Below are 24579 nucleotides of genomic sequence, written 5' to 3'. Positions count from 1 at the left end.
GAACGCCCATGGCGGAGGGCACAGGGTGAGGCGAAGCGGGACCGTGGGTTGGGGACGGAGGGTTCGGTACGGACCATCGAATACCGAACCCTCCGTCCCTCGTACCGTGCGTCGGGCGACCCTCAGTGCACGAGTTCGTGTTCCCGCTCGCCCACCGAGGATTCCTCGACGGAGGGGTCCGTCCCCTCCGGGTGTGGGGCCGGCCGCTTCGGCAGAGCGGACATCAGCAGGAAGATCACGCCCATGATCCCGGCGACCCACCCCAGCGCGTGCTGGAAGGCGTGTACGAAGGCCGGGCCGATCTGAGACCGCGACAACCGGTCGCCGATCTCCCCGAAGAACACCACTGACACAAGGCCCAGCCCGAGCGCGTTGCCCATCTGCTGCACGGTGTTGATCAGCCCGGAAGCGGAACCGGCGTGCTCGCGGGGCACCTCGGAGAGCACCACGTCGGTGAGCGGGGCGACGATCAACCCCATGCCGGTGCCCATGACGACCAGCGGAAGAGCCATCTGCCAGGAGGCGATGGCAAGGCCGTAGCGGTGCGCCTCCCACAGGTAGAGGAGGACGCCCCCGCCCATGATCAGCGCCCCCGCCTGAAGGACCATCCGGCCGAAACGGGGGACCAGCTTCTGCACCGACACACCAGCCGCGGTGGATACCGCGATCGAGAACGGTACCCCGGTCAGCCCGGCCCGTAGCGGGCTCCAGCCCAGGCCGGTCTGCATGTACAGCGTCCACACCAGGAAGAAGATGCCGAGCCCGACACCGAAGACGGTCTGCACGGCGATGCCGGCGGCGAAGCTCTTGACGCGGAACAGCGGCAGTTCGATCAGCGGAGAACCGTCCCGGGCAGCCTTGCGGCGCTCGTGGGCGACCAGCAGGCCGAAGACGCCGAGGGCGCCGGCCATCGAGGCGTAACCCCACAGCGGCCAGTCCAGTTCCCGACCGCGGGTGAGCGGGTAGAGCAGCATCAGCAGCCCGAGGGAGACCAGGGCGACACCGACGAGGTCCAGCTTGAGTGCCTTCGGGGCTCGGGACTCGGTGATGAAGCGGCGGCCGAGCAGCCAGGCGACGAGGCCGACCGGCAGGTTGATGAGGAAGATGGGCCGCCACTCCAGCCCGTACAGGTTCCACTCCGTCAGCAGCGCACCGAGCAGTGGACCGGAGACTGCGCCCAGGCCGACGACCGCGCCGAACAGGCCGAAGACCTTGCCTCGTTCGTGGGCCGGGAAGGTGGCGTGCACGATCGACAACACCTGCGGCACCATCATCGCCGCCATACCGCCCTGCAGAATGCGCGCGGCGACCAGCATCTCCGGGTTCCCAGCGAAACCGCACAGGGCGGACGCGAAGGTGAACCCGCCGACGCCGATGAGGAACAGCCGTTTGCGGCCGTGGATGTCGCCGAGCCGGCCACCGGTGATCAGCCCGGCGGCGAAGGCGAGGGCGTACCCGGCCGTTATCCACTGGATCTGGCTGACGGAGGCGTGGGCGCTCCGCTCGATGGACGGGATGGCGATGTTGACGATCGTCACGTCGACGAGGTCCATGAAGGCCGCGGTCATCACGATCGCGAGGGCAAACCAGCGGGCTCGCCCGCTGCCGTCGCGGTGGGTGTCAAGGGCGCTGTCGTTCGCGTTCATGCCTCGAAGGTAGAGTCCGTTTAGGCCAGACCATGTCCTAGATGTCCGGCATCCTCATAGGTATGACGACGGACACTCCGGCCCGACTCCTGCAGCTCCTCTCCTTGCTCCAGACCCCGCGCGAATGGCCAGGCAGCAAGCTGGCCGAGCGACTCGGAGTGTCCCGCCGCACCATCCGGCGGGACATCGACAGGCTGCGCGAGCTCGGCTATCCGGTGCAGGCCACGAAGGGCCCGGAGGGCGGGTACCGGCTGGTCGCGGGAAAGGCGCTGCCCCCACTGGTGCTGGACGACGAGGAGGCGGTGGCCATAGTGGTGGGGCTGCGGGCCGGTGCCGGACACGCCGTGGAGGGCGTGGAGGAGGCATCGGTACGGGCCCTGGCCAAGCTGGAGCAGGTGCTGCCGGCCCGGCTGCGTCACCGGGTGGCCGCGCTGCAGGCCGCTACCACGCCGCTGACCAGTGGGGACGGGCCGAGCATCGCGCCGGAGACGCTGATCGTGATCGCCACGACGGTGGCGGGTCGGGAGCGGCTGAGGTTCGCCTACCGGGACAAGGACGGCAGTGAGTCCCGGCGCCTGACCGAGCCACATCGGCTGGTGTCGGCCGGACGGCGGTGGTACCTGGTTGCCTACGACCTCGACCGGGCGGACTGGCGCACCTTCCGGGTGGACCGGGTGAGCGCGCCGTTCGCGACCGGAGTCCGGTTCGCACCGCGGGAGTTGCCGACCGGGAGTGCCACGGAGTACCTACGGCGGTCCCTCCACCGGCAACAGGAGACGTACGCATTCGAAGTACGGTTCGCCGCGCCCGCAGAACGGGTTGCCGCGCGCGTACCGATGTCGGTCGGGGTGCCCGAGGACGACGGGCAGGGCGGTTGCGTCCTGCGTGGTGTCTCCGGCGATCCGATGGAGTGGCTGACAGTGCGGCTGGTACTGACAGGGTATGAGTTCACGGTGTGCGAGCCCGAGGAACTGGGCGCGTGTGCGAAGGAGTTGGGCAGACGGTTGAGTCGGGCGGCGGGGCTGACCACCCAGACCCCGCCTAGTCGCCTGTTGCGGCACTAGTTTTCCCCACTCCACTCGAAGACTCGCAGCGCACGCAGGTTCCGCAGCGCCAGCGCCGCAGGACCGTCCGGTCCAACGGGCGCGGACGTCGCTGCGGCCCAGCACTCCACAGCCACGCGAACGGCGGCGCCGGCCACGGCCGCGGCGAATCGGAGGTGTGGGGTGATGGCGGCGGGTGCGAGGACCGGCGTGGCGCTGGGGTCGGAGGTGGGGGCCTCAGACGGGGAGGCAACGTTGTCGGCCCCTTCGCCGGCCGGCTCAGCAGGTCCCGCTGCCCCAGAAGACCCGGTCGTTCCAACGCCCCCGGAGCTTCCGGCGACTCCACCGGCCCCGGCAGCCCCGGCAGCTCCGACAGCTCCGACAGCTCCGACAGCTCCGGGGGACGACAGCCGTGCTGCGAGGATCTCCGCCAGTGCTCCCTCCGACGTCTGACACACCTCCGCCCAAACCTTGCGCAGGGCGGGGCTGGTCTCGGCCAGGCGGATCAGGGTACGGGCCCATTCCCAGGAGGCCGCCGAGACACCTGACCCCGGGGTGAGCGTGTGGTGGACAGCGTGTTCCAGCGCCTCCGGGACGGTGAGGCTGGCCGGGGCCGCCCGGACCGCTTCCGCCCAGCGCTGGGCACCGGCCGCATAGAGCGGGGCCACCGCCTCCTCCTTGGTGGCGAAGTAGCGGTAAAACGTACGGGGGGCGATGCCGGCGGCCCGGGCGATGTCCTCGGCACGGGTCGCCCGCAGGCCTCGGTGGGCGAACAGGGCAGCCGCCGCCCGGGCGATCTCCATCCGGGTCTCGGCTTTCCTCCGCTCAGTGAGAGAGGCCGGCGCAGCGGCGGAAAACGACCGGTGGGCCGTGCCCTGGGAAGCGCGCGGGGTGGTGCTCATCTCGGCAGGCTATGCCTCTGTGGCAGAATCTGCCATCCGGCGGTTCACCCCGGGGTTCAGGTACGGGGTGGGCCGCCCTTCCAGCATCGCGTTGCCGGTGTTCCCGAGCGCAGAGGAAAGCCGGGCCCCGGCGCCTGGGGGGGTAGGCGCCGGAGCCCGGCTCCGGAAGGTCCCGCCGCCGGGGGGGGATGTGCGTCGGGACCTGGCTCGCGTGGGGTCGGCCAGTGGTGTGGCTTAGTGGGTTGGTTCAGTGCGCGTGCTGCGGTGGGGAGTGCGCCCCGGGCCCCGCTTCCTGGGCCCGGAAGGGTTGTTCCCCCGAGCCACAGAGTTGAAGCGACGGGACCCCGTCATGTTTGCGCCGTCTTTCGCCCCCGGGCGTGCGCGCCGCACGGGGGCCGTACGCCCGTCACGCCGCCGCGTCGAAGCCGGTGTCGCGGGCCAGCTTCTTCAGTTCGAGCAGCGCATGCTTCTCGATCTGGCGGATGCGCTCACGCGTCAGTCCGTGCTCCTTGCCGACCTCGGTCAGGGTGCGCTCCCGGCCGTCCTCGATGCCGTACCGCATCTTGATGATGGATGCCGTGCGCTGGTCCAGACGGCCGATCAGGTCGTCCAGTTCCTCGCTGCGGAGCAGGGTCAGCACGGACTGTTCGGGGGAGACGGCCGAGGTGTCCTCCAGCAGGTCGCCGAACTGGGTCTCGCCCTCGTCGTCCACCGACATGTTCAGGGAGACCGGGTCGCGGGCCCAGTCGAGCACGTCGGTGACGCGCTCCGGGGTCGAGCCCAACTCCGCGGCAACCTCCGTGGGCTCCGGATCGCGGCCGTTCTCACGGTTGAACTCACGCTGCACGCGGCGGATACGGCCCAACTCCTCCACCAGGTGGACGGGGAGCCGGATCGTGCGGGACTGGTCGGCGATGGACCGGGTGATGGCCTGCCGAATCCACCAGGTGGCGTACGTCGAGAACTTGAACCCCTTGCGGTAGTCGAACTTCTCGACGGCGCGCACCAGGCCTGCATTGCCCTCCTGGATCAGGTCGAGCAGCGGCAGGCCACTGCGCGGGTAGCGCCGAGCGACCGCGACGACCAGGCGGAGGTTGGAACGGATGAAGACGTCCTTGGCCCGCTCGCTCTCGGCGACCAGCGCCTCCAGTTCCTCGCGGGTGGCGTCCGCCCCGGTCTCCTCACATCCGTCGAGGACCTGCTGAGCGAACACACCCGCCTCGATGGCCTGGGACAGCTCGACCTCCTTTGCGGCGTCGAGCAACGGCGTACGCGCGATCTCGTCGAGGTACATGCCGACCAGGTCGCGGTCGGCGATCTCGCCGCCATGAGCGCGAACACTGCTTGCCGAGTCGACCGTCTCGCCGGAGGCGGACTGACGACGGGCGACGGCACGGGTTGCCATGCGTGCTCCCTTGCGGTGGTGGGCTGGCGGTGGTCCTGACGAACGCTCGGCACTCCCGGCGACTGGCTCTGAGACTCTCCCGGAGTGCCCTGCATCCGATGGAAACAACGACTGGAATCCGGACAGAATTCCCAACCCTCCCCTCAATTTTTCTGATCATGCAGTACCCTGCCCGCTCACACGAGGAGTCCCGCTGCCGTCAGACGGTATGGAGGTGCAGGTCAGGCCCGGAGCCGAGGGGGAACTCCCCGCCCTTGCCGATCTCTACAACCATGACGTACGCGAGAGGCCGATCGCATGAGATACCGCGATCTTCACTCCGGAGGAGCGCCGCCCTCGGCCGCCCTCCCACACCGGAAGACGGCCCGTACCGCCTGATGGTTGCCACGGGTGCGGACTCACAGCGGATTCTGGGGTACTCCACATCCAGCCCTTACCGCGCCGGGCCGGCGTACGCCACGCCCGCGGAGACCTCGGCATACGTCGCCGCGGCCACCACCCGGCGCGACGTCGGTTCCCTGCTCCACTCGACCCTCTTCCAGGGCCCTCTCGGGCGAGGGCCTGCGCCGCGCCTGCACGCGCATCGCCCCGACCGACGGGCTCTGCGGGTGAGCGCACACACGCCTCGACTTCCGGCGCGCCGGCACGTATCGCGAGGTGGACCGTACGTTCGGCCGCTACTGGGACGTGGTCCGGTACGAGAAGGAGCTGCCGTAGCCGGAGCCGGACCGGGCCATCACCCGAACTGCACCGACCGCTTCGCCAGGCCCATCCAGAACCCGTCGATCACGGACTTCTGCGCGTCCAGTTCACCGCTGGCCTCCGCCGCGCCCATGGCGACGAAGAGCGGGGCGAAGTGTTCGGTGCGCGGGTGGGCGTAGCGGCCGGCGGGCGCCTTGTTCAGGAAGTCCAGGAGGGCGTCCCAGTCCCGGTCCGCCAGGGCTCGCCTACCCCAGTCGTCGAACTCGGAGGACCAGTCGGGTACCCCGCGCCCCGCGGACCGGAGCGCGGCGAGGTTGTGGGTGAAGAAGCCGGAGCCGATGATCAGCACACCCTCGTCCCGCAGGGGGGCGAGCTTTCGTCCTACGTCCATCAGACGCACCGGGTCGAGAGTGGGCATGGATATCTGCAGGACCGGGACGTCGGCGGCCGGATACATCTCGGCGAGGGGGACATAGGCTCCGTGGTCGAGGCCTCGATGGGAGATGTCCTGGACGGGGGTGCCGGGGGCGCTCACCAACGTGCGGACGGACTCGGCAAGCCCGGGGGCGCCGGGGGCGGCGTACCGGACCCGGTAGTAGCGCTCGGGGAAGCCCCAGAAGTCGTAGACGAGCGGGACGGTCTGGACCGCACCCAGTGCGAGCGGGGCCTCCTCCCAGTGGGCGGAGACCACGAGGATCGCCTTGGGGCGGGGCAGGCCGGCGGACCAGGCGGCGAGCTGGCCGGGCCAGACCGGATCGTCGGCGAGCGGCGGGGCGCCGTGGCTGAGATACAGAGCGGGCATGCGCTCAAGGGCCTCTGGCTCCCCTGATCCCTCCAGTCCCCCAGACCCCTTCCGCACCGAGGGTCGCTCCCACACCCCGCCGTCCTCCCTGATGTCTGGCTTCTCCTGCACATCGGGCTTGTGCTCCGGAGCGGACTTCCCCTGTGTGGTAGCAGACATGGCGGCGACTCCCGGAAATGCTTTAACTCTCAAGCTCTTAGGTCGAGCATACGACCGACTTGTTCAACATTCAAGGAGACGCCTCTTACAGTGGGACGCATGAACACGGCACCGGACCCCGCCACGCGGCACCGCTGGCTCACCGACGACGAACAGCGCGTCTGGCGCGCCTACCTGCACGCCACCACCCTCCTTGAGGACCACTTGGACCGGCAGTTGCAGCGAGACGCGGGTATGCCGCACATCTACTACGGCCTCCTCGTGAGCCTCGCCGAGGCACCGCGCCGCCGACTGCGGATGACGGAGCTGGCGATGCGGTCGAAGATCACCCGCTCCCGACTCTCGCACGCGATCGCCCGACTGGAGGAGAACGGCTGGGTCCGCCGCGAACACTGCCCCTCCGACAAGCGCGGCCAGTTCGCGGTGCTCACCGACGAGGGCGCCGAGGTGCTGCGGGGCACCGCACCCGGCCACGTGACCGCCGTACGCCAGGCACTGTTCGACCGGCTCACACCCGAACAGCAGGAGGCCCTCGGCGAGATCATGGCGATCGTCGCCGAGGGCCTCCAGCCCAACGACACGGGCGCAGACCTACCCTGGCTCCGCTAGCCCCTGCCAGGTCCACCGGGTCCACGGAGCGCTGACGGGTCCTGGCAGAGCTGCCAGCACCGGCCTCACCGGGCGCACGCTCACCTGGCGTCCGCCCCCACCCCTGCACCCGCCGACTCCACCGGGCCCACCGGCCCCGGTCAGGCCTGGACAGACCCCGCGAGCTCCTGCCGGAGCGTGGTCAGTGAGCCACCACCGGCACCTTGACCTCGTCCTCCACGTCCTCGCCGGAGGCCACCGGGAGGGAGCCCGGACGGCCCGCATTGACGAAGGTGAAGGCGATCAGCGCCGCGAGCCCCAGGATGCCGACGGCGAACCAGATCGCGGTGCTGTAGCCGTGCACCATGCCCTGCAGCTGGATCAGCTGCTGCTGCGGCTTGGTGACCGCACCGGCGGCATGGCCATTGATGTACGACGTCTTCGCGGAGGCGGCGATGGTGTTGAGCAGCGCCGTGCCGATCGCACCGCCCACCTGCTGCGAGGTGTTGACCATGGCAGAGGCGACACCGGCGTCCTTGGGCTGGACGCCCTGGGTGGCCAGGGACATGGCGGGCATGAACGCCGAACCCATGCCCAGGCCGAGCAGGAGCATCGCGGGCAACAGCAGAGCGGCGTACGAGGAGTCGATCTGCAGCTGGGTCAGCAGCAGCATGCCGAGACCGGCGACCAGGAAGCCGGGACCCATCAGCAACCGGGCCCGGACACGGGTCATCAGCCGGGCGCCGATCTGGGTGGATCCGGTGATCATGCCGACCACCATCGGCAGGAATGCGAAGCCGGTCTTGACCGGCAAGTAGCCCTTCACGACCTGCAGGTAGTAGGTCAGGAAGAGGAACAGTCCGAACATGCCGATGATCGCGAGGCCGAGGGACAGGTAGATGCCACCGCGGCTGCGGTTCCTGACCACGCGCAGAGGCAGCAGCGGGGCCCTCATCCGGGACTCGACGACCACGAACGCGAACAGCAGCACCGCGGACGCGACGAACATCGCGACGGTGACGGCGTCGCCCCAGCCATCGGACTCAGCACGGGTGAAGCCGTAGACGAGGGCGACCAGGCCGAGGGTGGAAAGGACCACGCCGGGGATGTCGAGCGGGGAGCGGTTGCGCCCGCCCTGCGGCTCACGGATGACGAAGTAGGCACCGGCCGCGGCGACGATGGCGAACGGGACGTTCACGAAGAAGGTCCAGCGCCAGTCCAGGTACTCGGTGAGGAATCCGCCCAGGATCAGGCCGACAGCACCGCCGCCGCCGGCGATGGCGCCGTAGATGCCGAACGCCTTGGCGCGTTCCTTGGCGTCCGTGAACATGACGGCGAGCAGGGACAGGGCGGCCGGCGCGAGTAGCGCGCCGAAGACGCCCTGGAGGGCGCGGGCACCGAACATCATCGGGCCGTTGGTGGCCGCACCGCCAAGCGCGGAGGCGACGGCGAAGCCGGCCAGTCCCAGGACGAAGGCGCGCCTACGGCCCCACAGGTCGGCGATCCGGCCGCCGAAGAGCAGCAGACCTCCGAAGGCGAGGGCGTAGGCGGTGACGACCCACTGCCGGTTGCCGTCGGATATCCCCAGGTCGTGCTGGGCCGAGGGCAGGGCGATGTTCACGATGGTGGCGTCGAGGACGACCATCAGCTGGGCGAGCGCGATGAAGACGAGCGCCTTCCAGCGATGGGCGTCGCCGCTCGATACGGCAGCGCCGGGAGCCTTGAGGGCTGGTTCAGACACGGGTGTACCCACTTTTGGACTTCGGAACGGAGAGTTCAGGGCATCGCCACGGGAAGGTGCAAGAGAACGAAGCGTGATGAACACGACAAACGCGGCGAGCAGGATGAACGGGAAGGAAGAGGAGGTGAAGGAGGAAGAGAGGAGGTGAAGGAGGGGGCGGAGGAGAGGGCAGAGGAGGGGCAAGAGACGAAGGGGAACCGGGACGAAGAGAGGTGATGGACGGGGCGACGGGTCCGGGACGGCCGGCCGGCCGGTCAGGACATGCGCAGTTCCTCAACCGTCACAGCCGAGCCCGGTAGGGCGGAGCGGGCGGGCGCCCGCAGGCCGTCGAGAAAGAGCTGGAGATGGCGGTGGACGAATCGGTCGCCGCGGCCGCAGTCGGTGCCGGCCGGGGGCCGGCTCAGTTGGGCCACGACGATCAGCAGGTCACCGACACCGACATCGGGGCGGAGCCGCCCCATCGCCCTGGCCCGGGCCATGACCTCGTCGACGAGCCGCTCGACGCGCTCCCGGGAGGCCTCCAGATCGGGGTGATTGCGGTCGAAGGCGCCGGAGATCATCGGGCACAGCGCGCTGATCCGCTCGTCGGCAGCAGTGTGCACGAAGCGCTCCAGAGCAGCGAAGGCGTCCCCGGTCTCCGCGAGGGCCCTCTCGGCCGCCTCAGCCGTCCGGTCCATGACGGAACAGACGACCTCACGAACGAGGGCCTCACGGTCGGGGAAGTTGCGGTACACCGTGGCGTTGCCGACGCCGGCCCGGCGGGCGACCTCGTCGAGTGGCACGTCCGGGCCGTACTCGACGAACATCTCCCGGGCGGCGGTGACGATCCGCTCCCGGTTGCGCACGGCGTCGGCGCGCGGCCGGGTCACCTTGCGCCGGATGGGGGCGGTGGCGGTCGACACGGCGTCCTCCTCCGAACGTTGGGGGCGATCCGGGGATGGAGTCCCCGTTTCGCTCTGACGCCGATCTAAACGGGGAGAGCGTCCCCGGTTATTTCCCACCCCCGAAAAGACTTCACGTGACCTGCGCCACACCCACCGACCGCCGGGATTCACCCTCCTGCACATCGGCATTCCCACGGTCGGCCTCCTCCAGCGCGCGCCCTCCACCCCCGCCACCACAGGGTGAGCGCAAGGGTGCAGCCGGAGACCGGCGGCTGCCGTGGAACGCGAAGGGTCCATGCATGCAGCCGCCATCGCTCCGCCGCCGCATATGCCCCCAGCGCCGCACACGCCCGGTGCGCCTCATACACCCCGTACTGCGCCTCATACATTCCGCGCACCCCGCACATCCAAGCCCCCGCCGCCGCATACGCCCACGTCGTCTGGCCGCCCTCACCGCGGTGACCGCCCTGACCCTCACCGTCAGCACCTCGGCCGGTACCGAGCATCCGACCGCACCCGCCACCGCCGGGCCCATCGGGCTGGCCCGCTCCTCCGCCCTCGTCCCCTGCCTGCTCCACGGCGGCCTGAACGTCCAGATGACCGAGGGCGTCCCCACCCCGGGCGGCTACTCCCGTTCCACCGGCACGGTCCACGCCCTGACCCTGATGGTCGACTTCTCCGACGCGCCCGGGCAGGGCAGCGCCATGGACCGCTTCCACGAGTTCTTCCCGCAGACCCAGAAATGGTTCCGCACCGCGTCGTACGGCCGGCTCGACTACCGCCCCGAGACCCCCATCACCACGTGGCTGCGGATGCCGATGCCGTTCAGGGCGTACGGCATAGAGCGCGGCGCACCCTTCGAACCCGGCTACCGGCAGCTGGTGCAGGACATCGTGGCCGCGGCCGACCCGGACGTGGACTTCAGCTCCTACGACCTACTGAACGTGCTCGTCACCCCGAACGCCGGCCCCTCCGCCCTGGACACGGTGCTGTCCGTGACCTTCGCCGGAAACGGGGAGGCTCCAGTCGCCGACGGCGTGCCGATCGCCAACGCCTCCTTCGTCTACTCCCGCCAGGACGACGGCTCCGGCTCCTACGCCCGCACCGGCTACCGCGTCCTGCCGCACGAGAACGGCCACACCTTCGGCCTGCCCGACCTGTACACGCAGGAAGGCGGGGAGGCGGTAGGGCACTGGGACATCATGAGCGAGGACTGGGGTGCCAACAACGACCTGCTCGGCTGGCACAAGTGGAAACTGGGGTGGCTGGACGGCTCCCAGGTCGGCTGCGTGGCGACGTCGGGAAGCGTCGAATACATACTGACGCCGTTGTACAAGCCTGGCGGCGGCAAGCTGATCCTCGTACCGATCAACTCCAGGAGCGTCTACGCGGTGGAGCTGCGCACACGGGGCGGCAACGACGAGGCGGTGTGCCGACCGGGCATCCTGATCTACCTGGTCGACACCTCGGTGGACACCGGGCGCGGCCCGGTCACGGTCTACGACAGCCATCGCGGCAGCGGCGGCTGCATCCACAGCCCCAACGTGCAGGCGGAACTCTCCGACGCCCCGTTCTCCACCGGCGAGACCTTCAAGGACCCCCGCCACGCCATCACCATCCAGGTGCTGGGCACGGAGCCCGACGGGAACTACAGGGTGCGCATCACCCGAGGGTAGCCCGCCAGGACGGCAGGCCGTACGGAGCCGACGGGAACCTGAACGGGCCCGCGGCCGACCGGATGCGGCCCGCGCCTACGGCACGTCAGGGCCGCACGCCCCGCAGGGCGCGTCACCGGGCGGCAGCAGGGTGGTCGCTGTGCTCCGCCGCATGCATGCCCTTGGTCGCCCAGCCCGGGGCACCCGGTCCGGCAGTCCCCCGGGGTTTGGGCGCTGCTGAAGTCAGTTCTTGGTAGCCACGATGACGTCGCGGTTGATCGCCTGGTCCACGCGGTGGACGAAGCCCAGGTACGCCTCGGAGTCACGCACCGTGAAACCGCCCGCCTCCAGGATCTCCGCCAGTTCCTCCCGCCGGGCCACCAACGTGTTCCAGGAAATGCCGATGGCACCGCCGCGCCGCAGCAGGGGTTCCCACACGGGCACGGCCGCGGCCAGAAGTTCCCTGGGGCTGCGGGAGAGACGGCCGGCGTTCGCGCCACCGTGCGGGCGGCTGCCGTGCTGGACGCCATAGGGCGCGTCGGTGACGATCAGGTCGAACTCACCGCGGCGGAAGAAGTCGCCGCTCTTGAGCGTGTCGGCGTTCACCACCGTGACATCGATGGTGCTGCCCTCCCGGTACTGCTCCTTGGAAGCCCCCAGGCTGACCTGCAACCGTCGTCCCAGGGTCGCTTTCTGGCGGCGGACGGGCCCGACCTCCGCCTTGTGCTTGAGCCGGTTGTTCTTGAGCCAGGTCCGGAAAAACGCCGAGTAGGCCTCGAAGTCCTTCGCGTCAGTATCCAGGCCGGACGCGTCCATGCCGTACATGACCGCCTGGTTGAGCGTGGTACCCCGGCCGCACATCGGGTCGAAGAGCCGCATGCCGCCCGTCAGCAGGTCGGCCGGCGCATCCGTCGCCAGGGCGGTCACGTTCACCAGCAGCTTGGTGAAGTCCTCGTTGGTCTTCCCTGCGTATTTCTGGATGGTGAGCAGATCGCTGCTGAAGAGGTCGAGCGGGCGCTTGGCCACCGGCCGCAGCAGGTCGGATTCCACGGCGAACAACGCGTACACGGACGACATGTTCGACAACAGACGGATGTCGGTCTCCGACAGCGCATCGGCCGTGAAGGTGACGTAGGGGACCCCACCGATCTCGGTGATCTCGACGTCCCGGACATTGCCGCCGACGGCCCTCTCGCCGAAGACAGCGAGTTCCGCCATGGCAAGGGCAGGAGCAGACTGGGCGTACACGCGGTTGTGCGAAGGCGAGACGAGAAACCCGTACCTGCTCACGCTGGGAACCCTGCTTTCCACTGGCTTCGGGCGGTGGCCGTAAACGCACTGGCGGTGCTGGACAGCCGCGGCGGAAGCCCGGTCAGTGCCTGCTCGACCTTACCCGAGGCCGTACCGCCGCTCCGGCGCCGTGGCGGGCCACCGGAGTCGGACCGGCCCGGTCGGTGAAGATCTCCTGGAGCAGGATCGGGGGCAGCCCGGAGCGCCACCCTCCTGGGGCCGGATGCCGTCGTCGCCGCTCTTCAGCGCCTGCTCGGCGGCTCGTGGCCCACCGTGGGCCATCACCGCCGGTCTACCCCCACACGTCCAGTCCACCGAGGCAGCCGGACCACAACCTCAGGGGCGGCGGTGCGGGCTCCGCACAGGGGACCGCCGTCACCCCACACCGGTGCTGGGCGCACGCGGTGCGGTCCGCCCCGTGGCCACCAACTCCGCGGCCCCAGCCATCGGTGGGCACTTGGGAAACCATGCTCGGCGGCATGCTGCCGTGGGAAACGGCCAGGTAGACCGGGCCCGCACCGACGTCGTCGCGCATCGCAGCGAGTAAGGTCAAGGCCAAGGTCGAGAGGCACGCGGCTATGTGGACAAGATATCTCCAACGCATCCCGCGACACCCAGTCGGCGAACTCCCGGTTCAGCCTTCGAAACCCCTCGGTCGGCACAACAGGCCGGCAAGACGAAGGCGGGGACCCCGTTGCCACAGAACGCATGGCATCTCTCCCCGAAGAGGCATAAGGCCGAGCGGACAATCAGTCGAGTTGTCGATTCTCCTCCGCAACTTTTCGGCGCACTTTCGCACTTGTTGCGGTAAGCAATTCCAGGCGCCCGGGCTCGGCGTCTTCTCGTAGTGCGAGAAACATGCGGATGGTGATGGGCTCGCCATTGAGCGGGCGCAGCGCAATCCGACGGGAGGAAACCATGCCTGCGGCCGTGGGGTACATCAGCGTCCAACCGGCGGCGCCTGCGCCGATCTCGGCGAGGGTGTCCTGGAGTCCGGTGAAGGGTGGGCCCAGGGCTGGCTCGAACCCCGCCTTCCGGCACGCCGCGACGACGGTGTCGAAGAGCACCGGGTTCTCGCTGCGGGAGGCGATGCGCAACGGCAGCCCGGCAAGATCGACCAGATCTAGGCGGTCACGCTCGGCAAGCGGGTGCACGACGGGCAGCGCGACCACCAGGGGGTCGCACCACAGGGTGAGGAAGCGCAGGCCAGGAGCGTTTTCGACACCCCGAATGAAGGCCGCATCCAGCCGCCCCGCGCGCACCTCCTCCAAGCGGGTGTGGGCATCGAGGGTCTGGAACTCGAAGCGGGTGCCGGAGCCGGGGTCGGGCAGCGCGTCCAGGAAGTCGTCCAGCCGCTGCCCCAGGGCGGAGCTGATGCCGACCCGAAAGGCGGCCTCGTTCCGTGTGGCCAGCCGCTCGGCCTTGGCGACGAAGCAGTCCAGCGCCTTGAGTAGTTCGCGCCCCTCTGGCAGCAGGGCCCGACCGGCCGGCGTGAGAGTGACGGCACGACTGGAACGGTCGAAGAGTTGGGTGCGCAGTTCCCGCTCCAGCCGGCGCACCTGCTGACTGACCGCGGGCTGACCTATGTGCAGCCGCTCCGCCGCCCTACCGAAATGCAACTCCTCTGCGACGGCAATGAAGTACTGGATCTGACGCAGTTCCACAGAACCCCCCATAACCCTTAGAGCGGCCCCAATAGATCATTAGCAAACTATTTCGCCTTCAGGATCGCCGCGGGGGAATCATCGCACACCACGGAACAGCGCCCCCAACGGGGGCCGGTGCCGCGAAGTTCGGTTCTCATTACTCCGCGATAACCCCTTCCCTATCGCCGACCCGGTCGCCGTCGCCTTGAATTTCTTCGATCCACTCTTCCGTGATGCGCTCCTGCCGGACTGCCCATGAAAGAAACAAAGCGAAAGCAGAGATTCCGACCACCGCGGCGGCCACTACGAACCAGCCCAGGGCGAACAGGTCGCCCGAGGGCAACCGGCTGGAAAGGAAGATGCCCAGCGATGCGGCCAGCAGTTGGAGCGCGCCCATCAGACCGGATGCGGAGCCCGCGGTCGACCGGAAGGTCGTCACCCCCGCGCTCATCGACAGCGGCAGCAGGAAGCCGTTGCCGAAGGTCATCACCGGCATGAAGACCAGTACCAGCAGGCCCCAGGGCGTGCCGACGCCACTCAGCCCCAGACCCAGCATCATCAGCGCCCCGGCGAGGAAGAACCCGTGGCCCATCCAGAGAAGCTGGTTGATGGGTCGCTTGCGGACCAGCGTCCGCGAGGTGAGGTTGCCCGCGACGTACGCTACCGAGACGGTGATGTAGCAGTAGCTGATGGTCTCGGTGGCCAAACCCATCTTCTCGAAGACCAGGGGGGAGGCCGCCAGATAGCCGAAGTAACCTCCGTATGCCACTGCCAGGTTGACGGTGTAGGCCCAGAACAGCGGCCGGGTCAGCAGCATGGGATAGCCCTTGAGAGTGGCGCCCAGATGCTTACTGCGTCGTTCCGACGGCAGGCTCTCGGGAATCGAGGTGACCATCACGAGCAGCGTCACCAGACCGACCAGGGCAGTGACCACGAACGGCGCACGCCAGGAGACGTAGGTGGTCAGATAGCCACCGGCCAACGGGGCGACGGACGGGGAGACACCGACGATCGGCATGACCGTGGCGAACATCCGGGCTGCGTCCTGCTCCTCGTACAGGTCGCTGATCACGGCCCTTCCGAGCACCATGCCCGAACCGGCACCCAGCGCCTGGAGAAGTCGGCCTGCGCCGAACACCTCGATCGTGGGCGCCACCGCACACACCAGGGAGGCCACGGCGAACAGACCGAGCCCGCAGACGATGACCCGCTTGCGGCCGTACGCGTCCGAGATCGGCCCGTAGACGGCCTGTGAGACCGCGATGCCGATCATGAACGCGCTGAACGTCCACTGCACGGACGCGACCGGAGCGTCAAAGGCGCGCGCGGTGGCCGGCACACCCGGCAGATTGATGTCGGAGGCGAACAGGCCCCCGGCGTTCAACGAGCACAGAACGGCGAGCAACAGCGCGTAGGACGTCCGTGTTGATGCGGTCTTCATGGCACGTGCAACTTCCCTGATCAAGAAGGAGGCGGTGGTGGTCTCACCCGGCGGATACCGGCGCCTGGGCGATCTCCACTCCGGCCATCTGGCCGAACGTCTGTGCCCGCAGCACCGAAGTGGCCCGATAGTGGCTGGAGTAGAGCCCGGCGGTCTCACCGATGGTGTGCAGGCCCTCGACGGGCTCGTCCGGGCGGTGTTCTCGCCGCAGTTGTAGCGTCTGGACCATTCCAGGACCCGAACCACGACCCGGCCCAAGTCCCGGACCAGAACCCGGCTGCCCGAGGCGTTCTCCGCAAAGCTGACCACGGTCGCCGGTCAGCCCACCCGCGCCTCAGACCCACGACCAACAACTCCAAGGGGCAACGGAATCGGTTGCGGCGCCAAAGGACAGTTCAGTGGTGCCAAGCACGTCGCCCACGGCAGCTCCGCACCTCCTCTTCCGATGCGGGGTGGAGGCCGTCAGCGTGGCCGAGAGCGGGGGTACGTTTCCAGGCCGGTACGGTGGAATTTCCCAGCCCGGTAACGGCGTTGGGGAAGCGGGCAGCCCGCAATCCGCGGTTCTCAGGTTCTTTCAGGTTCTTGAGACAGCCAGCAGGTCAGCGCTTGGCGGCACGGGCGGCCAGCGTGTCGCCGGCGATCGACCAGCTGTCAGTGGCGATCTCCTGCACGGTCACCCACACGCTCTCCGGCTTGCTTCCAGTGGCCTTGACGTAAGCGTCGGTCAGCTCACGGACCAGTTCGGCCTTCTGCTCGGCGGTCTTACCAGGGGTCTGCTGCACGTGGATGAGAGGCATCACGTTCTCCGGATGATTGAGGTCGGACTGATGAAGCACGGCCCCGGGCCACTGGGCCGGGGAGGGCGTCGTGCATCCAGTCCAGCACCAGGTCAGAAGCCGTCCAAGACGCAATCCGCGCTGGCACCGATCACGAATCGTGATGCGTCCGAGGTGGGCGGCCCGGCCTACGTCAAGCGTTCGGGAGAGGTGCGAGGAGGCATTCAGACCGTACGCACCGCGAACCGCACCCCCACGCCGTCACTCTGGGTATGGGAAAGCGAGTCCCGGATACGGCGCCCAGGGAACCTGCTGGAACGCTGCTGATCTACATCGGCTATGCCTGGCTCACCAACTCCATCACCCGTCTCGGCGTCGTTCGAGTCCTGGTTCTGCGCCGCCGACAACCCGAGCGCTCAATTTGATCCGCTCCCGATGCCCCGGCAGGACGCCCAGCCCCTGCTCCCCAGTGCACCGACACAAGATCCCCGACAGCGCCACATCTCTCCGTACGCCGAGCACGCCACCCGCTACACTGGCGTCGGCGAGCAGATCCTCATCGGCTGGTCGCCAGCCTGTCCCAAACATGTCAACGGGTGTGTCCGTGTGCGGCATCGTTCTTGACACGTTTGTCGACAGTTCCCCGCCTTCGTAGCTCAGGGGATAGAGCACCGCTCTCCTAAAGCGGGTGTCGCAGGTTCGAATCCTGCCGGGGGCACCAGGTTGATCAGGGCTAAGGCCCCGGAACTCCCAGGTCAGGGAGAATCCGGGGCCTTCCTCGTTCTGTCGTCTTCCGCTCTGGCTACAGGGCGCCTACGATCTCACTACACCCTCACTGCCGGAGTTGATCTCCTAAATAGCTCCTAAATGATCTTGCCGTTTCGGCAGGTCACGGCCATGACCGACATACCGAACGGCCCCCGCTCCTCCCATGAGAGGAACGGGGGCCGTCGTGTGCCGGGACACCGCCAAGAGGGGGGCACCGCCCTGGTGGCCCGGCACGTCTGAGGCCGACGCAGAGCGGCTACGTCGACTGCATCACCTGTCTAACAAAGCAGGTCGCGGCAGGTAATCACCCGTTCGGGTGAACGGGTGTTCGATTCGGAGCCATACCCTCAGCCTCACGACATAGACCCGTGCTGGATCACGCTCGCCGCTCTTGTTGCCGAGCGGCCGCCCCAACGGGGGTGATGGGGCGACCGCCCGTCTCCAGTGCTGACCCTCGTCCGTCGCCGTCAGACGAGTTCGCTGGAGTCCAGCCCGTGCCCGGCGCGACCGGTGTTGCGCCGGGCACGGTCGTCTACTCGGACCACTGGGTGCCGGGTACGTCCGTGATGGATGTCCGGCCGTTGTAGTAGTCACGGTGTGGCCCGTCGTGGCCCGGGGTCCGGGTGCAGGACGCTCTGCCGCTGTGGTGTTCCAGGGCGCAGTATGGCATTAACGCTCCGAAGTGGGGTCTGGCGCAAGTTCCGTGGAGCGGATACGGAGAGTCAGATCTTCGGAGCCATGCGATGCCGGTTCGGATGGGCACGAAGCCGAGGCGAGGTCAGTTCCAGGGCCCGGTCGTCGCGGCCAGCGCTCATGTGGTTGAGCCAGCGTTCGTACCAGTCGAGGAAGTCGGTGGCGGAAGAGACGTTGGGACCCCAGTACCCGTCGCTGTTACCAACGAGGACGCGGCCAGTGAGTGGACCGGTCACCCCGAGCACGCATACATCGGTGCAGCCCATTTCGATGATGTGGAGGAAGAGGTCGCGTTCATGTGGCTCGGGTCCCACGCAGCCGAAGCCTCGGGGTGTCCCTTGCTCTCCGGGCGGATCCATAACCAGCAGGGAACACCGCTCCAGTGGCATGAGGCCGTAGAACGGTGCCGCGCCTGAGCCGCCGATGTGCGTGAGGAACTGCCGATAGGCGTGGGGGAGAACGATGTCGTGCTCGGCCTCAAACGCAGCGACGCGTGCTTCCGCCAGCTTCGGGCCGGAGAAGAACTTGTGTTGTTCTTCCCCGAAGGAGTGGCTGCGCAGTGGCTGGAACGGGATCGCCGCCAGCTTGCGACGCAGGCGGGGTATTCGGGGATCCATGGTGCATCTTCTCTCGTCCCCGTCACCCTATGGGGGACTGTAGTCAGCTGGCCAGAAGCACCCTCTTCCGCAGTAGAGCGAATCCGGCCCGGCCGAACATCTGCCGTTTGATCATCTTGATCCTGTTGACGGCGCCTTCGACCGGGCCGGAGTTCCAGTCGGTGGTCAGTCCTGCGGTCACGGCGTCGACGTCGCTGTTCAGGCCGGTGGCGAAGGTGCTGATGCCGGGCAGCTTCGAGGCGGCGGCCTCGGTGATCCAGTCGGGCAGGTCCTCGCCGCCGAGCGTGGTGAGCATCTCTGCGAAAGAGCTGGTCAGCTCTGCCGCGGTGCGGAGTTCGGGACAGTGTGCCAAGGCGCTCTTGCGGAGCAGTTCTTCCTCTTCTGTCAGTGTTCCGGGGTGGCGGACGAGCCATCCGGTGATCTCCCGTACGGACGGCAGCGGCGGAGCGGGGGCGGGCCGCGCGGTCTGGGGAAGGTTGCGGCGGGTCCAGTCACGGACCGTGGAGTACGAACCGTGGAAACCGCGTTCGGTGATCTCCCGGTGGAGAGCGAGCACGGTGACGCGGCCCTCGGTCTCTGCCCAGCGTTGTTCCAGGTAGGAGACGTAAGGGGCGAGTTTGCCGGGGCGTCGGGGTTTCCGGCCTTTGACCATGTCCTGCCAGCGAGCGGCGCGGGCGTATCGCTGAACGGTGTGCCGGCCCCAGCCGAGATGCCGGGCGATGTGCCGGATGCCCATGCCCTGGCCGAGGAGCTCATGGACGAGTTCGTGGTGTTCGCGGGCGCGTTGCGCGAACCGTCCGGCCGGGGCCTCGGCCGCTTCGCCGGTGTCGTCCGGGCCGTCGGTCTCCGGGCCGTCGATCTCCGGGCCGTCGGTGTCGGGGCTGGCGGGAGTTTCCCATGCCGGTTCGGGCTCTTCCGGTTCCTGCGGGCATTCGTGCAGGCAGGAGCGGTGGGCGGCGACGGTCTTCTCCACGGCGGTGGTGAGGTTCTGCCAGAGGTGAAAGCGGTCGGCAACTTGGAGAGCCTGCGGGGCCGCGGTGGTGGCGGCGTCCGCATAGACGCCGGCACGGTCGCGGCACAGTACCTCGATCTCCGGGTGCGTCCTCAGCCAGAGGGCGAGGGTGTCCGCGTCGCGTTCGGGCAGCAGGTCTAGGACCTGGTGAGTCTCGGCGTCGATGATCACGGTGCCATAGACGTGGCCGCGGCGTAGGGCGAAGTCGTCCACTCCCACCGCCGTGGGCTCGGCGTGGGCGGGGTCGGGCAGGTCCATCACCCGGCGCAGGAGGGTGCTGCGGCTGGTCATGATGCCGGTCTGCTCGGCGAGCCGGGCACCGGCCCGGCCGGCGAGGGCCAGACCGATGGTGCCCAGCATCTGCCGCAGCCGCTCGGTGACCCGGCCGTGCCGCTGGGTCAGGCCCGGTATCTGCTCGACGAACGTCCGCCGTCCGCACGCCGGGCTTGCGCACAGGAAGCGGCGGACCCGAAGCGCCATCTCCGCCCTTCGCCCTGCTACCGGCAGATCGACGGGAAACCGCAGGTAGGAACTGTGCACACGCTCCGACCATCCATCGCAGCCCGGACACGCGCCGCCCGTGGCCGTGCAGCGGGCCTCCACCCGCACCGTCGTTCCCGCCGTACGTACGGCCACGACCTCAACCCCGGGCACCTGCGGGAACAACAGGTCCCGCATCTCGTAAATGATCTCGCTCATGACGGCCGAATCTCCGCCGTCTCACCCGTCCGAGGAGCGATTTCCGGGCGATCTCACCAACCCGCGCACAGAGATCAAAAACTACAAGGCGTAACCGAATCACGGAACTTGCGCCAGAGCCCCGAAGTGGCCCCACTTTTCCGGTCCGAACTGGCCCCGGTTCGAGGGCTGGAGGGGTGGAGTTCCGGCTTGGGCTGGCCCCGGGTTCCGGTCCGTGCCGGCCCCGGTTGGCGTGGCTGCGCGACGAAACTCAAGTCATCAAGCGCGCTTTCGGTTATCTGCTGAAGGCGAAGCGGCGAGTACACGGCTTCGACGGTGCCTAGGTTGTTCGTATGGAGATCGTTGAGCTGTTGCCGGAACTGCATCTGCTTCGTTTCGAGGTCGGGCAGGCGTATCTGTGGCGTGACGCGGACGGGCTCACGTTGATCGACTCTGGGGTTGCGGGGGTCGGCCGGGCAGTCGCCGATGCCATCCTGAGCGTCGGCTCGAAGCCCGGAGACCTGCGGCGCATCGTGCTCACCCACTTTCATGAGGACCATGCCGGCGGTGCTGCCGAGATCGCCGAGTGGGGTGGGATCGAAGTGTTCGCGCACCGTTTGGACGCCGGGGTGATCCGTGGGGAGTCACCGGCTCCGTCACCGGTCTTCACGGATGCTCCGGACTGGGAACGTTCCTTGTTCGAGAGCAAGCCGAAGCTGCCACCGGCACCGCCGGTGCCGGTCGACCATGAGGTTGGTGATCAAGATGTGCTTCCCTTCGGTGGCGGGGCTCGCGTCGTGGCTGCGCCGGGTCATACTCCGGGCAGCACTGCGTTTTATCTCCCGGCCTTCGGGGTGCTCTTCCTGGGCGACGCTGCAGCGAACGTGGGAGGCAAGACCATGGTCGGCGTGTTCAACACCGACCGCTCTCGTGCACTGGAATCCTTGCGGTCCTTGAGCCGGCTGGATGCGGAGGTGGCGTGCTTCGGCCACGGCGAGGCGATCGTGGGATCGGCTTCGGCAGCTCTGCGTGCTGCGGCAGCTTCCTCGAGCGGCAGGTGAGGATCCGGCCGACATGACAGTGGATCATTTGTCCGAACCTTGCTGCCTGGCTTTGGTCCGGGCAAGGCGGTAGGACTCGGTGCCGGTCTCGATGATCGTGCCGTTGAAGGTGAGGCGGTCGACGATGGCCGCGCAGAGCCGTGGGTCGGTGAAGGTCTTCGTCCAGCCTCCGAACGACTCGTTCGAGGCGATGGCCACGCTGTTCTTCTCCTCGCGTTCGGTCAGAACCTGGAACAGCATCTCGGCTCCGCGACGGTCGAGTTCGAGGTAGCCGAGTTCATCGATGCAGAGCAGGTCGACCCGTCCGTAGCGGGCGATGGTCTTGGTCAGCTGCTTGTCGTCGGCTGCCTCGACCAGCTCGTTGACCAGTTTCGCGGCGAGCACGTAGCGGACCCGGAAGCCGCCCATCGCGGCGGCCGCTCCCAGGCCGATCAGCAGGTGGGATTTGCCGGTGCCGGAGTCGCCGATCAGACAGAGCGGCTCGCCCTTCTTGACCCATTCACAGGTCGCGAGGTTGTTGATCAGAGCCGGGGTGACGCTCGCGTTCGCGGTGTAGTCGAAATCGGACAGCCACTTCTGGCGGGGAAAGCCGGCCGCGCGGATGCGTCGTTCCGACCGGCGGCGGTCGCGGTCCTCGCACTCGGCCATCAGTAGTTCGGCAAGGAAACCGCGGTAGGACAGGTGCTCGCGTTCGGCGCGGGCGACGGTGTCGGCGAACTGCGCCCGCATGGTCGGCAGCCGCAGCACCCGGCAGGCGGTGTCGATCGCGGCGTCGGAGGCGGGTTCGGTCAGGGCGTGGTGCGGGCCGGTCATGGCGCTTCCCTTCCAGGACGGTGCAGCAGTTGGTCCCAGCGGTCGAGGGCGGGCAGGGGACGCTGGTCAGCGGGCAGCCGGGTGGCCCGGCGTTCGGTCAGGCTGGGCAGCTGCAGGTCGGGCGGCGTGACCGGTTCGGGCAGCGGTGTGGTGACGGTCGGCGAGCGGCCCTCGGACTCGGCGGCCTTGCGCGCCTCCACCGCGACCACGTCCGCGGTGCAGACGTTGATCGCGAGGGCGGCTCGGATCCCGGCGACCACGTCGCGGTGTTGCAGGTGGCGGTGCAGCAGCAGGACGTGAACCAGGGCCTTGGTCCCCTCGCTCTCGCCCAGGCCGTGCTTGGCCGCGGACCAGAACGCCTCATGAGCCGGGGTGAACCGCCCCGGGTTCGGTAGAAATCTCAGATTATGGTTGTGACCTGGAGTTTCGCGGATTGCTTGTAGTGATTGGTCTCGTATTCGACGGGCGGAACGTGGTCTATCTCACCGTGGAGTCTGTAAGGTCGGCCCGGGGCGCGGTACTGGCCTTTCGACCAGCCCGTTTCCCCGGACCGCCTTCCGAACCCGCCGTGCGCCTCGTCAACGCAACGGGCTCTCCACAAGCCCCAGTTCGGGCCCGCGTCCGGTCCTCATGCTATCGCCAGCGGCCAGGGGGACGGAATTCGTGATCCTCGGTAGCGGTAACGCGTAGTGCGCACCTTTGCCGGGTCAAATAGATCCCGTTCCTGCCCTCTGGGCCACCATTCGCCACCGCAGTAACGGCGACGCAGTTCCTTCCAGTTCATTCGGCGGTGCTTGCTACGAATCCATTTGATGACCCGACGCCATGCGTAGGCGCTCAGGTATTGGAAGGTAGCGCTAGACACCCCCGGCCGGAAGAACATGGTCCAACCTCGCAACACCGAGTTGAGTCGGCGTAGGAGTTCGTCCAATGGTTGGTTTGTGTTGACCTGTCGGCAGATCGTCTTGACCTTGGCCATGACGGCGTGAAGTGCCTTCTTGGCTGGGTAGGTGTAGACGTACCATCGGTCCGTGCCCTTCTTGCGATGGCGTTGGATGCGCCACCCCAGGAAGTCCACGCCCTCATTGATGTGGGTGATTAGGGTCTTCTCCTCTGACAGGTGCAGCCCCATTCTGCTGAGCACCTGTGCTGCCTCTTCCTTGAGGGTGTAGGCGTCTTCCTTCGTGCCAGTAACCGCAATCACCCAGTCGTCCGCGTACCGGCAGAGCCGGTAATTAGGCAGACCGCGGCGACGGCGCTTCGCTCGCTCGTTAGGTGTAGACGCTGGCCCTCCTGGCGCCTGGGCGAAGTGCTCGTCCAGGACGGCGAGGGCGACGTTGCTGAGCAACGGCGACAGGATCGAACCTTGCGGAGTACCGGATCTACTCTCCTTCAACGAGCCGTGTTCCGTGAGGATGCCCGCTTTCAGAAAGGCTTTCACCAGCACCAGGACGCGTCTGTCCCCGATCCGAAGGCGCACCCGGTCCATAAGGGCCGGATGGGCAATCTCGTCGAAGCAGGCCCGGATGTCACCCTCAACCACCCATTCGTAAGAGTGGGAAGTCAAGTGTCTTACCTCGGACACCGCGTCGTGGACCCGATAGTTGGGGCGGAATCCGTACGAGCACGGAAGAAAATCTGCCTCAAAGATTGGTTCCATCACCAGCTTCAGGGATGCTTGCACCACCCGATCGCGGATCGTACTGATTCCCAGGCGTCGACGCTTTGTCGACCCCGGTTTCGGAATCAGTCGCTCCCGTGCCGGAAGCGGCAGGAAACTGCGATCCTTCAGAGAGGAACGCAGCGCGCCGAGAAAACCCTCGACGCCCTGCTGCAGCGAAATGGACGCAGCCGTACGGCCGTCCACCCCAGCGGTTTTGGCTCCCCTGTTACTCCGAACCCGGTCCCATGCGACAAGCAAGAACGCGGGGTCGGTCACGAGGTTGTACAGGTCGTCAAACCGCCGATGAGGATCATCTACGGCCCAACGGTGCAGCTTGGTCTGGATCTCCAGTACCCGGCGCTCGGCCTTCATCAAGGCCCACTCCAGTTCGTCGGTATTCACCAACGCCCTCCCGGCATTCCAGTTCCCTCCCTGCTGACTTGCTGGCCCCCTTCGCCGTGTACGCGCCTTTCGCGCGCTCGGACTACTACGGGGCCTCCGCCCCACTCCACGGCCAACAGCCGACAACGGGCCTGCCCATCACCGCACCGGATGTCCGGCGAGAGGGCGACCGGGAGTGGTTCCCACGTTCAC

21 protein-coding genes, 1 tRNA gene and 1 pseudogene are annotated in these 24579 nt (G+C 68.0%); 7 read left to right on the top strand and 16 right to left on the bottom strand.

Annotated elements, in window-relative coordinates; translation table 11 throughout:
- Positions 1-122: 122 nt before the first annotated feature.
- Entirely contained in the window at positions 123-1646 is a 1524-nt protein-coding gene (locus LK06_RS19300; RefSeq protein ID WP_039652613.1) for an MFS transporter, read from the bottom strand.
- 62 nt (positions 1647-1708) lie between these two features.
- Between LK06_RS19300 and LK06_RS19295 the strand changes: the two genes are divergently transcribed.
- Positions 1709-2710: a helix-turn-helix transcriptional regulator gene (locus tag LK06_RS19295; RefSeq protein WP_174673897.1), complete on the top strand. Its 1002-nt coding sequence runs from the start codon at positions 1709-1711 to the stop codon at positions 2708-2710.
- Here the strand turns inward: LK06_RS19295 and LK06_RS19290 are convergent.
- On the bottom strand, positions 2707-3492 hold the full coding sequence (locus tag LK06_RS19290) for a TetR/AcrR family transcriptional regulator (RefSeq protein ID WP_043435789.1): 786 nt from the start codon (positions 3490-3492) through the stop codon (positions 2707-2709). The genes LK06_RS19295 and LK06_RS19290 overlap by 4 nt on opposite strands.
- Positions 3493-3997: 505 nt before the next feature.
- Entirely contained in the window at positions 3998-4996 is a 999-nt protein-coding gene (locus LK06_RS19285; protein ID WP_039652609.1) for a sigma-70 family RNA polymerase sigma factor, read from the bottom strand.
- Positions 4997-5204: 208 nt separating this feature from the next.
- Between LK06_RS19285 and LK06_RS34465 the strand changes: the two are divergent.
- Positions 5205-5713: pseudogene (locus tag LK06_RS34465) on the top strand (GNAT family N-acetyltransferase).
- 19 nt (positions 5714-5732) lie between these two features.
- Here LK06_RS34465 and LK06_RS19275 read toward each other — a convergent pair.
- Positions 5733-6500, bottom strand: a complete 768-nt coding sequence (locus tag LK06_RS19275; RefSeq protein ID WP_039652608.1) for a dioxygenase family protein — start codon at positions 6498-6500, stop codon at positions 5733-5735.
- Positions 6501-6758: 258 nt separating this feature from the next.
- Between LK06_RS19275 and LK06_RS19270 the strand changes: the two genes are divergently transcribed.
- Complete coding sequence (locus tag LK06_RS19270) at positions 6759-7268, top strand: MarR family winged helix-turn-helix transcriptional regulator (protein WP_039652607.1); 510 nt, start codon at positions 6759-6761, stop codon at positions 7266-7268.
- Positions 7269-7449: 181 nt separating this feature from the next.
- Here LK06_RS19270 and LK06_RS19265 read toward each other — a convergent pair whose 3' ends face one another.
- Positions 7450-8988 carry an MFS transporter gene (locus tag LK06_RS19265; protein WP_043435792.1) on the bottom strand — a complete coding sequence of 513 codons (1539 nt, stop codon included), beginning with the start codon at positions 8986-8988 and terminating at the stop codon, positions 7450-7452.
- Positions 8989-9242: 254 nt separating this feature from the next.
- Positions 9243-9890 (bottom strand): TetR/AcrR family transcriptional regulator, encoded by a 648-nt coding sequence (locus tag LK06_RS19260; RefSeq protein WP_043406267.1) that lies wholly within the window; start codon positions 9888-9890, stop codon positions 9243-9245.
- Positions 9891-10312: 422 nt separating this feature from the next.
- On the opposite strand from LK06_RS19260, the gene LK06_RS19255 reads away from it, so the two are divergent.
- Positions 10313-11548 (top strand): M6 family metalloprotease domain-containing protein, encoded by a 1236-nt coding sequence (locus LK06_RS19255; protein WP_039653155.1) that lies wholly within the window; start codon positions 10313-10315, stop codon positions 11546-11548.
- 222 nt (positions 11549-11770) lie between these two features.
- Here LK06_RS19255 and LK06_RS19250 read toward each other — a convergent pair whose 3' ends face one another.
- From LK06_RS19250 to LK06_RS19230, 5 genes are all read right to left on the bottom strand, one after another.
- On the bottom strand, positions 11771-12817 hold the full coding sequence (locus LK06_RS19250; protein WP_039652603.1) for a TRM11 family SAM-dependent methyltransferase: 1047 nt from the start codon (positions 12815-12817) through the stop codon (positions 11771-11773).
- A 749-nt stretch (positions 12818-13566) separates the two neighbouring features.
- The gene (locus tag LK06_RS19245; protein ID WP_052319107.1) at positions 13567-14481 is read right to left on the bottom strand and encodes a LysR family transcriptional regulator; all 915 of its coding nucleotides are present in this window, start codon (positions 14479-14481) and stop codon (positions 13567-13569) included.
- A 139-nt stretch (positions 14482-14620) separates the two neighbouring features.
- Entirely contained in the window at positions 14621-15904 is a 1284-nt protein-coding gene (locus tag LK06_RS19240; protein WP_063891060.1) for a multidrug effflux MFS transporter, read from the bottom strand.
- Between the two features lie 43 nt (positions 15905-15947).
- Positions 15948-16133: a hypothetical protein gene (locus tag LK06_RS19235; RefSeq protein ID WP_039658369.1), complete on the bottom strand. Its 186-nt coding sequence runs from the start codon at positions 16131-16133 to the stop codon at positions 15948-15950.
- A gap of 370 nt (positions 16134-16503) precedes the next feature.
- The gene (locus LK06_RS19230) at positions 16504-16701 is read right to left on the bottom strand and encodes a tautomerase family protein (RefSeq protein ID WP_039658368.1); all 198 of its coding nucleotides are present in this window, start codon (positions 16699-16701) and stop codon (positions 16504-16506) included.
- 251 nt (positions 16702-16952) lie between these two features.
- Here LK06_RS19230 and LK06_RS33300 point away from each other — a divergent pair, with 251 nt between their 5' ends.
- Together LK06_RS33300 and LK06_RS19225 are read left to right on the top strand one after the other, a co-directional pair.
- Positions 16953-17105 (top strand): hypothetical protein, encoded by a 153-nt coding sequence (locus LK06_RS33300; RefSeq protein ID WP_159025239.1) that lies wholly within the window; start codon positions 16953-16955, stop codon positions 17103-17105.
- A 220-nt stretch (positions 17106-17325) separates the two neighbouring features.
- Positions 17326-17401, top strand: a tRNA-Arg gene (locus LK06_RS19225).
- Between the two features lie 769 nt (positions 17402-18170).
- Here the strand turns inward: LK06_RS19225 and LK06_RS19220 are convergent.
- On the bottom strand, positions 18171-18758 hold the full coding sequence (locus LK06_RS19220; RefSeq protein ID WP_043406270.1) for an SMI1/KNR4 family protein: 588 nt from the start codon (positions 18756-18758) through the stop codon (positions 18171-18173).
- A 43-nt stretch (positions 18759-18801) separates the two neighbouring features.
- Positions 18802-20469: an ISL3 family transposase gene (locus LK06_RS19215; protein ID WP_043435795.1), complete on the bottom strand. Its 1668-nt coding sequence runs from the start codon at positions 20467-20469 to the stop codon at positions 18802-18804.
- 332 nt (positions 20470-20801) lie between these two features.
- Between LK06_RS19215 and LK06_RS19210 the strand changes: the two genes are divergently transcribed.
- Positions 20802-21509, top strand: a complete 708-nt coding sequence (locus tag LK06_RS19210; RefSeq protein WP_043435798.1) for an MBL fold metallo-hydrolase — start codon at positions 20802-20804, stop codon at positions 21507-21509.
- 24 nt (positions 21510-21533) lie between these two features.
- On the opposite strand, the gene istB is transcribed toward LK06_RS19210, so the two are convergent.
- The 3 genes from istB to ltrA all read right to left on the bottom strand — a co-directional run bounded on the left by istB (position 21534) and on the right by ltrA (position 24387).
- Positions 21534-22322: an IS21-like element helper ATPase IstB gene (gene istB / locus LK06_RS19205; RefSeq protein WP_043406277.1), complete on the bottom strand. Its 789-nt coding sequence runs from the start codon at positions 22320-22322 to the stop codon at positions 21534-21536.
- Positions 22319-22582, bottom strand: a complete 264-nt coding sequence (locus LK06_RS19200; RefSeq protein ID WP_078859128.1) for a hypothetical protein — start codon at positions 22580-22582, stop codon at positions 22319-22321. Before LK06_RS19200 ends, istB begins: the two co-directional genes overlap by 4 nt.
- 368 nt (positions 22583-22950) lie before the next feature.
- Positions 22951-24387: a group II intron reverse transcriptase/maturase gene (gene ltrA / locus LK06_RS19195; protein WP_086082975.1), complete on the bottom strand. Its 1437-nt coding sequence runs from the start codon at positions 24385-24387 to the stop codon at positions 22951-22953.
- Between the last annotated feature and the right edge of the window lie 192 nt (positions 24388-24579).

The sequence above is a fragment of the Streptomyces pluripotens genome (genome assembly GCF_000802245.2).
GTDB lineage: Bacteria > Actinomycetota > Actinomycetes > Streptomycetales > Streptomycetaceae > Streptomyces > Streptomyces pluripotens.
The sequence above is the reverse complement of the archived record's forward strand: the minus strand, read 5'-3'. Positions and strand labels throughout refer to the sequence as shown.